This is a genomic window from Streptomyces sp. NPDC045967 (assembly GCF_056430495.1).
Genome location: NZ_JBWKLE010000043.1, coordinates 1 through 4,031, shown reverse-complemented (window position 1 = coordinate 4,031; position 4,031 = coordinate 1). Strand labels below are relative to the sequence as shown.

Annotated in this window: 1 protein-coding gene; it reads left to right on the top strand. The window is 75.1% G+C overall.

All coding sequences use genetic code 11. The annotated features are described in order from the left end of the window. Positions 1-4,031: type I polyketide synthase (locus AC07FY_RS32890; RefSeq protein WP_479014096.1), on the top strand; the 4,031-nt coding region annotated here is incomplete at both ends.

Genomic DNA, 4,031 nt, shown 5'->3' with positions numbered 1-4,031 from the left:
CGGGGAAACGGGCGAGGCCGTACTGGCCTTCGCGTGGAACGGTCTCGTGCTGCATGCCGTGGGCGCCTCCGCCCTGCGCGTACGGGTCGCCCCGGTCGGCCCGGACGCCCTGACGGTCGAGGCCGCCGACGAAACCGGCGGCCTGGTCGTGACGATGGACTCCCTGGTGTCCCGCCCGGTGTCCGCGCAGCAGTTGGAGACTGCGGCGGACACGGCGATCAACGATGCGTTGTTCGCCGTGGAGTGGACCGAACTGCCCGCCGCCGAGCACGGCACGGAGCCGGCCCCGGCCTGGGCGCCGGTCGCCACGGCCGCCGACGTCGAGACCCTGGCCGAGAACGCCGGAGCGCCGGCCGTGGCCGTCCTGGAGGCGGTCGGCGGTGACGGCGAGGACGCGGCACTGGCGCTGTCCTCCCGTGTCCTGGCCGTCCTGCAGGCGTGGACGGCCGGAGCCGGGCTGGAGGAGTCCCGGCTGGTCGTCGTGACGCGCGGGGCGGTTCCCGCCGGTGCGGCCGACACCGTGACCGACCCGGCCGGAGCGGCGGTGTGGGGTCTGGTCCGCGCCGCCCAGGCCGAGAACCCCGACCGGATCGTCCTGATCGACGCCGACCCCGACCTCGGCCCCGACGGCGATGTGGGCCCGGTGCTGGGTGCGGTGCTCGCCGGCGGCGAACCGCAGGTCGCGGTCCGCGGCACGGCCCTCTCCGTCCCCCGGCTGGTCCGGGCCGGCGGCCCGGCCTCCGATGCTCCCGCCGTCTTCGGACCGGCGGGCACGGTCCTGGTCACCGGTGCCACCGGGGCGCTGGGCGCCCTCGTGGCCCGGCACCTGGTCACCCGGCACGGCGTACGGAGCCTGGTGCTCGCCAGCCGCCGGGGTGCCGGTGCCGACGGCGCGCGGGAACTCGTCGCCGAACTCACCGGGCACGGCGCGGCCGTCTCGCTGGTGGCCTGCGACGTCTCCGACCGCGAGCAGGTGGCGGCGCTGCTGGCCTCCGTTCCGGCCGAGCAGCCCCTGACCGGTGTCGTCCACACCGCGGGCGTGTTCGACGACGGGGTGATCGGGGCGCAGACCCCGGAGCGCCTCGCGAGGGTGTTCGCCCCGAAGGTGGACGCGGTACGCCACCTCGACGAGCTCACCCGCGGCCTGGACCTCGACGCCTTCGTCGTCTACTCGTCCGTGGCGGGCGTGTTCGGCGGTGGCGCCCAGGGCAACTACGCGGCGGCGAACGCCTTCCTCGACGGGATGATGTCGAACCGTCGCGCGGCGGGCCTGCCGGGCCTGTCGCTCGCCTGGGGCCTGTGGGAGCGCACGCTCGGCATGGCCGCGAACCTCAGCGACGTCGACCAGGCGCGGGCGAGCCGGAGCGGCGTGCTGGAGATCACGGCGGACGAGGGCCTGGACCTCTTCGACGCGGCGCTGCACGCGGACCACGCGCTGCTGGTGCCGATCAAGCTGGACCTGCGGGCGCTGCGCGGCCAGGCCGGCGCGGGCGGGGGAGTACCGCACCTGCTGCGCGGCCTGGTGCGGACCGGCAGGCAGGTCGCGCGGGCGGCCGCCACCACGGAAGGCGGACTGGCCGGTCGCCTGGCCGGGCGCACCGCGGCGGAGCAGGACGCGCTCCTTCTCGACGTCGTCCGGGCCCAGGCCGCGGTCGTGCTCGGGCACGCCGGGCCGGAGGGCGTCCGGGCGGAGATGGCGTTCAAGGACGTCGGATTCGACTCGCTCACCTCGGTGGAGCTGCGCAACCGCCTCCGCGAGGCGACGGGACTGAAGCTTCCCGCCACGCTGGTCTTCGACTATCCGACGCCGCTGGCCCTGGCGCGCTACCTGCGCGAGGAATTCGGTGAGTCGGCGGCCCCCGAGCCGTCGGCGTCCGCGGCGCCCGCCGCCTCCGTGGCGGCGGCCGTCGTGGCCGACGCCGGTGAGCCGCTCGCGATCGTGGGCATGGCGTGCCGCCTGCCGGGTGGTGTGACGGGTCCTGAGGACCTGTGGCGGTTGGTCTCCGAAGGCCGGGACGGGGTGTCTTCCTTCCCCGACGACCGCGGCTGGGACCTGGACGGCCTGTTCGACCCGGACCCCGACAGCGCCGGCACCTCCTACGCGAGCAAGGGCGGATTCCTGCACGACGCCGCGCGGTTCGACGCCGGGTTCTTCGGGATCTCGCCGCGTGAGGCCCTCGCCATGGACCCCCAGCAGCGGCTGCTGCTGGAAACCTCCTGGGAGGCCCTGGAAGGTGCCGGGATCGACCCGGTCTCGCTCAAGGGAACCGACGTCGGCGTCTTCTCCGGTGTGTCCGGTCAGGGCTACGGCGTCGGCGCGGACGCGCCGGAGTTGGAGGGCTTCGCGGTCACCGGGTCGGTGTCGAGCGTGGCCTCGGGCCGCGTGTCGTACGTGCTCGGCCTCGAGGGCCCGGCGGTGACCGTCGACACGGCGTGCTCCTCCTCGCTGGTGGCGATGCACCTGGCCGCGCAGTCGCTGCGGCAGGGCGAGTGCTCGATGGCGCTCGCCGGGGGCGCGATGGTCATGGCCTCTCCGGGCGGCTTCACTGCCTTCTCCCGGCAGCGGGGCCTGGCCGGCGACGGACGCGTCAAGGCGTACGCGGACGGCGCGGACGGCACGGTGCTCTCCGAGGGCGTCGGTGTGGTGCTCCTGGAGCGGCTGTCGGTGGCGCGTGAGCGCGGCCACCGGGTGCTGGCGGTGCTGCGCGGCAGCGCCGTCAACCAGGACGGCGCGTCGAACGGTCTGACGGCGCCGAACGGCCCCTCGCAGCAGCGGGTCATCCGCCGGGCCCTGGACAGCGCGGGTCTCGCCCCGTCCGAGGTGGACGTGGTCGAGGGCCACGGAACCGGCACCGCGCTCGGCGACCCGATCGAAGCGCAGGCGCTGCTCGCCACGTACGGCCGGGACCGCGACCCGGAGCAGCCGCTGTGGCTCGGCTCGCTGAAGTCGAACATCGGCCACACACAGGCCGCGGCCGGTGTCGCCGGTGTCATCAAGATGGTGCAGGCGCTGCGCCACGGAATCATGCCGCCCACGCTGCACGTGGACGAGCCCACGACCCAGGTCGACTGGACGGCGGGCGGCATCGAGCTGCTCACCGAGGCGCGGGAATGGCCGCGCGCCGGCCGGCCGCGCCGGGCCGCCGTCTCCTCGTTCGGCATCAGCGGCACGAACGCGCACCTGATCCTGGAGGAGGCGCCCGCCGAGTCGGCGCAAGCCGCCCTGGCGCAGCTCACGCCCCCGGGTGTCGTGCCGCTGGTGGTGTCCGCACGCAGCGCCGGCTCCCTGGCCGGACAGGCCGAGCGGCTCGCCGCGTTCATCGAGGACGCCGACGAGCCGGCGGTCGCCGACCTCGCCGGGGCACTGGTGTCGGACCGTACGGTCTTCGGTGAGCGTGCGGTCGTCCTGGCCGACTCGGCCGAGGAGGCCCTGCCGGGGCTGCGGGCACTGGCGCGCGGAGAGAACGCCCCGGGCGTCGTGATCGGCAGTGACGGTCCGGCCGCCCCCGGCAAGGTGGTGTACGTCTTCCCGGGGCAGGGTGCGCAGTGGGCGGCCATGGGTCGCGAACTGCTGGACACGTCCCCGGTGTTCGCGGAGCGGATCGCCGAATGTGCGGCGGCTGTCGAGCCGTGGACGGATTGGTCCCTGAGGGCAGTGCTGCGCGGCGACACCGCTCCGGAGCTGATGGAACGGGTGGATGTGCTCCAGCCGGCCAGCTTCGCCGTGATGGTGGGCCTGGCGGCGGTCTGGGAGTCGGTCGGTGTCAAGGCCGATGCGGTGCTCGGCCACTCCCAGGGTGAGATCGCGGCCGCGTGCGTGGCCGGTGCGCTCTCCCTGGAGGACGCGGCACGGGTGGTGGCCCTGCGCAGTCAGGCCATCGCGAGCGACCTGGCCGGTCGGGGCGGTATGGCCTCGGTCGCGCTGAGCGAGGCCGCTGCGGTCGCGCGGATTCTGCCGTGGGCCGATCGGGTGGAGGTCGCCGCGGTCAACGGGCCGTCGTCGGTGGTGATCGCGGGTGACGCGCAGGCGC